The organism is Acinetobacter sp. UBA6526, assembly GCF_002434875.1.
GTDB lineage: Bacteria > Pseudomonadota > Gammaproteobacteria > Pseudomonadales > Moraxellaceae > Acinetobacter > Acinetobacter venetianus.
Map to the genome: position 1 here is coordinate 24,488 of NZ_DJLC01000019.1, position 5,167 is coordinate 29,654.

1 protein-coding gene is annotated in these 5,167 nt (G+C 43.2%); it reads left to right on the forward strand.

What is annotated here, in order from left to right; all coding sequences use genetic code 11:
• Nucleotides 1–526: 526 nt before the first annotated feature.
• The coding region (locus tag B4237_RS01775) for a beta strand repeat-containing protein (RefSeq protein WP_286941023.1) at nucleotides 527–5,167 on the forward strand (4,641 nt) is incomplete at its 3' end.

Here is a 5,167-nt window from a genome sequence, read left to right on the forward strand (position 1 = left end):
TCTATCCAGCTGAGCTATGAGCGCGTATTTGATGGAGGGCATTATACGCACTTTTTCCCATTTGATAAGAACTTTATTGCAAAATAATTTCAATTGATTATAGATTCAGCACATCGTTTAAAAACACATCAATACACAATATAAACATTTGCTTTCAATTGAAATACGAGACAAGAGTTCCTGTTTAATCTCTACGATCAAAATTTTCATGATTTATTATTAAATTTCATAAGATTAAAAAACTATTTACAGAGTTAGATGCTTTATTTCACATTTTATTCACTTAGCTTTTGATACGCATTTTAGCTATTTTATCCAGATTTTCTCTATTTTCTCACACTAAAAAAATAAGCTAAGCAGTTGATTTTTATTATTCCCAAGATTTTCACAAAAAATACGCTTTATCGAGTGGCGTTGATAATAATTAGTTAAACACTCAATACTTTTTATTAATTATGAGACAGGAGTCACATAATTATAAGGACGAATAAAACAAGACTTTAATAATTATGATAGGTATACCAATATGTTATTTAAAAATATTTTATCACCCATAACAGGCATCCTTTCTCTTCCAAGCCAGAATAATCAAGGCTCATCATCTTCTGTGAATACGGTATCAACAGTCAATAATAATCAAATAGAAGATAGTACCTTGACCAATAATAGCAGTAGTTCTGCTTATGATGGTTTGCTGAATGGAACTGCCACTGGAAACAGTGAACAAAACTACGGTGTTGGCGTAGGCAATGGCGAAGGCGTTAATTTTCCTATTCCATTTACGACAACTTTCTATTCACTCGGAGACTCATATTCTTGGTTTGGCAATGCTGAACCTGTCACATCTATAAATACAGCACCAACGTCCTCTTCAATCCATTTACAAGATCAAGATACGATTGATAACAGTAATACAGGTACTGCGGGAAATGGCAATGATGGTGGTTTCTTAAATGGTACTGCTTCAGGTAATGGCGATCATAACTATGGCATCGGTGATGGAAATGGCGATGATGCCAACATCATTACACCTGTCACGACACCTGTAGACTCCTTAGGAAATGCTTATGCAGTAATTGGTGGTGGTGCAGTTGATTCAATCAATACAACTCCGACCAGTTCAACAGTTGTTATTGAAGACAATGACAATACCAATAACAGCAATACTGGTGTAGATGCCGCTGGGAATGGAAACGCTGGTGGCCTTCTGAATGGCGTCGCTGCTGGAAATGGTGAACATAATTATGGGATTGGTGATGGCAATGGTGATGATGCCAGTGTCACAACACCGTGGACGACACCAGTACAATCTGTAGGAAACTCAATCTCTGGTATTGGCGGTGGCAGTGTAGACTCCACCAATACAGCACCAACAGTATCTTCAACTCATCTTCAAGATAATGACACAACCAATAATAGCAACAATGGTACAGGCACATCAGGCAATGGTTCTGGTGGAGGATTAGCCAATGCTGTTGGTGCAGGAAATGGTGAACAAAACTACGGCATTGGGAATGGCAATGGTGACGATGCCAGTGTGACCACACCTGTAACTGCTCCTTTTCAAAGCATTGGCAACTCGATTGCTGGGATCGGAGGTGGTGATGTAGATTCCGTGAACAGTACGCCAACAGTGGCATCCAATGTCATCGAAGACAATGACACAACAGACAATAGCAATAATGGCATGGGGGTAGAGGGTAGCTCAGGCAATGGGATTGACGATGGTCTACTCAACGGCGTGAGTGCAGGTAATGATGAACACAACTATGGTATCGGCAATGGAAATGGCGATGATACAAGTGTCACGATGGCATGGACAACGCCAGTTCAAGCGGTTGGTAACTCAGTCGCAGGCATCGGTGGCGGTGACGTCGGTTCAAGCAATAATGCACCAACCTTAAGTTCCAACATTGTTCATGACAATGATTCAACAGATAACAGCAATAATGCTACAGGCATAGCCAATTCAACAGGCAATGGTGTTGGCGGTTGGGGCAATGGTCCTGCTGCTGGCAATGGTGAACAAAACTATGGTATCGGGAACGGAAATGGCGATGATGTTGATGTAACAGCACCAGTCACCGCTCCTTTCCAAGCACTTGGAAATTCTGTTGCAAGCATCGGTGGAGGTGATGTTGATTCAACCAATAATGCACCAACTCAAACGTTAAACTATGTCGAAGACAATGATTCAACCGACAATAGCAATAATAGTTCCAATAGCAATAATAGTTCCAATAGCATTGATGGCTCTACAGGCAATGGTCTTGATGGCTTACTAAATGGCGTCAGCGCAGGCAATGACGAAAAAAACTATGGTATTGGCAATGGAAATGGTGACGATGCAGATGTAACTGCCCCATGGACAACACCTGTTCAAGTTCTCGGTAACTCATTTGGTGGCATTGGTGGTGGCGATGTTTCTTCCAACAATAATGGAGCAACAACCTCCACAAATATTGTTCAAGACAATGACAGTATTGATAACAGCAACAATAGCAATGGTCTTGGCAGTGCTGTAGGTAATGGGATTGATGATTGGGGCAACGGCCCCGCAGCAGGTAATGGCGAACAAAACTATGGTATCGGCAATGGAAATGGCGATGATGTTGATGTTACAGCCCCATTCACAACACCCGTCAATGTTCTAGGTAATGCATTTGGAGGTATTGGCGGTGATGTTTCATCGACGAACAATGGCTCAACCACAACTCTCAACCACGTACAAGACAATGACAGTACCGATAATAGCAACAATGGTGGCACTGGTTTGGGCAGTGCTTTTGGTAATGGGATTGGCGGCCTACTCAATGGTGTGAGCGCTGGAAATGGTGAACATAACTATGGCATCGGTAATGATAACGGTGATGATGTCGACTGGACATCACCTGTCGTCAGCCCAATCAATATTATGGGCAATGGTGTCTCTGGAATAAATCAAAACAATGATGAAGACAGTTCTGGCAATACCTCAAACAACACAGCAACCACCAACACCACCAATATTGTTGAAGACAATGACTTTACTGATCATAGCAATACTGGCGCTGGTGCAGCCGGTAATGGCATTGGTGGTATTCTCAGCGGTTTCGGCGCTGGTAACGGAGAGCAAAATTACGGTATCGGAAATAGTAACGGTGATGATGCAGGCGTGATCATGCCAACAACGACACCAATCAACGCCCTCGGAAATGAGTTTTCTTGGTTCGGCGACGCAAACAACTCATCCACAAATAATGCATCTACTACAGCATCAAATTATGTTTTTGATAATGACAGTACAGATAACAGTAATAACGGCACTGGTATCAATAGTGTTGCAGGTAATGGTGTTGGCGGTTTACTGAATGGCGTTGGTTCTGGCAATGGAGAACATAATTACGGAATAGGCAATGGGAACGGTGATGATGCTAGTGTCGTCATACCGATTACCACACCAATGAGTGGCTTGGGTAACTCATTTGCATTATTTGGAGATGCAAATTCAAGCTCTGTGAATGATTCATCAACAACCACTGTCAATCATTTTGAAGATAATGACACCACAAATAATAGTAACAGTGGCACTGGCATCGTCGAAGGAGCTGCTGGCAACGGCTTAGGCGGTTGGGGCAACGGTCCTGCCGCTGGTAATGGTGATCATAATTATGGCATCGGCAATGGTATTGGCAATGATGCCAGCGTTGTCTCCCCTATCACTGCCCCGCTGAGCGGCTCTGGTAATGCATTCTCACTCTTTGGCGATGCAACCTCTGATTCTGTGAATGACTCATCCACACATACGACAAACTATTTCCAAGACAATGACACCACAGACAACAGTAACAGCGCGAATGGTTTTGGTGATGGTGGTCTAGGTGGTGGTTCTTCAGGGAACGGAATTGGCGGAGGACTGCTAAATGGTGTTGGTGCTGGCAATGGAGAACATAACTACGGAATCGGCAATGGTATAGCTGATGATGCCAGTATCGTTACCCCGATTACTGCACCAGTCAATGCTTCAGGCAATGCCTTCTCCATCTTTGGTAATGCAACATCAAACTCAACCAATGATTCATCAACAACAACTGTGAATCACTTCGAAGACAATGACAGCATCAATAACAGCAATGCTCATAATGCTGGCGAAATTGAAGGTGGCTCAGGGACTCTTGGCGATGGTGGTATCCTGAACGGTGTTGCTGCAGGAAATGGTGAACATAACTATGGTATTGGCAATGGTATTGCGGATGATGCCAGCATCGTGATGCCAATTACGACACCAATTAATGCATCTGGTAATGCGTTCTCAATCTTTGGAAATGCAACAGCCAACTCAACCAATAACTCATCAACGACCACTACAAACTATTATCAGGATAATGATAGTACTGACAATAGCAATGGCACAGGAAATGGTGTTAGCACGGGTTCTGGTGGCTTATTCGGTCTTGGTGGAATACTCAATGGCGCTGCCTCAGGTAATGGAGAGCACAATTACGGTATTAGCAATGGTAACGGTGACAATGCAAGTGTTGTTGCACCGATTGCGATTCCTATCAACCTTTCTGGTAATGCGATTTCTCTTTTTGGTAGTGCCTCTGCGAACTCCACTAACAACTCATCTACCAATACAACCAATCAGTTCAATGACAATGACCTTGAAAATAATAGCAACGGCAGTGCCAATGGTTCAGATGGAATCCTCGATGGTATCGGTGCAGGCAATGGTGAGCACAACTACGGTATTGGTAATGGCAACGGAGATGATGCGAATGTTGTAACGCCAATTACGATACCGATTAACTTCTCAGGAAATGCAATATCCGTTCTCGATCTTAGTGGTCTAAATGGTGAAGGTGATTTTAATATGCTTGGCCCAGTGACTAACTTGGTTGGCGTTGTTGCTGGTAATGGTGATGGCTCAGGAGTTTTAGGTACTGTTACAGGTGCAATCGGTGGCATCACGGGTGGAACCGATGGTAGCCCGATTGATCTCGTCACTAGTGTAATCGATGGTATCACTGGTGGAGCAGACGGTAGTCCTATCGATTTAGTCACTGGTGTGATTGATGGCATTACTGGTGGTACTGATGGCAGCCCAATCGATCTTGTGACTGGCGTTATCGATAGCATTACTGGTGGAACCGATGACAGCCCTATTGATCTCGTCACTGGTGTGATT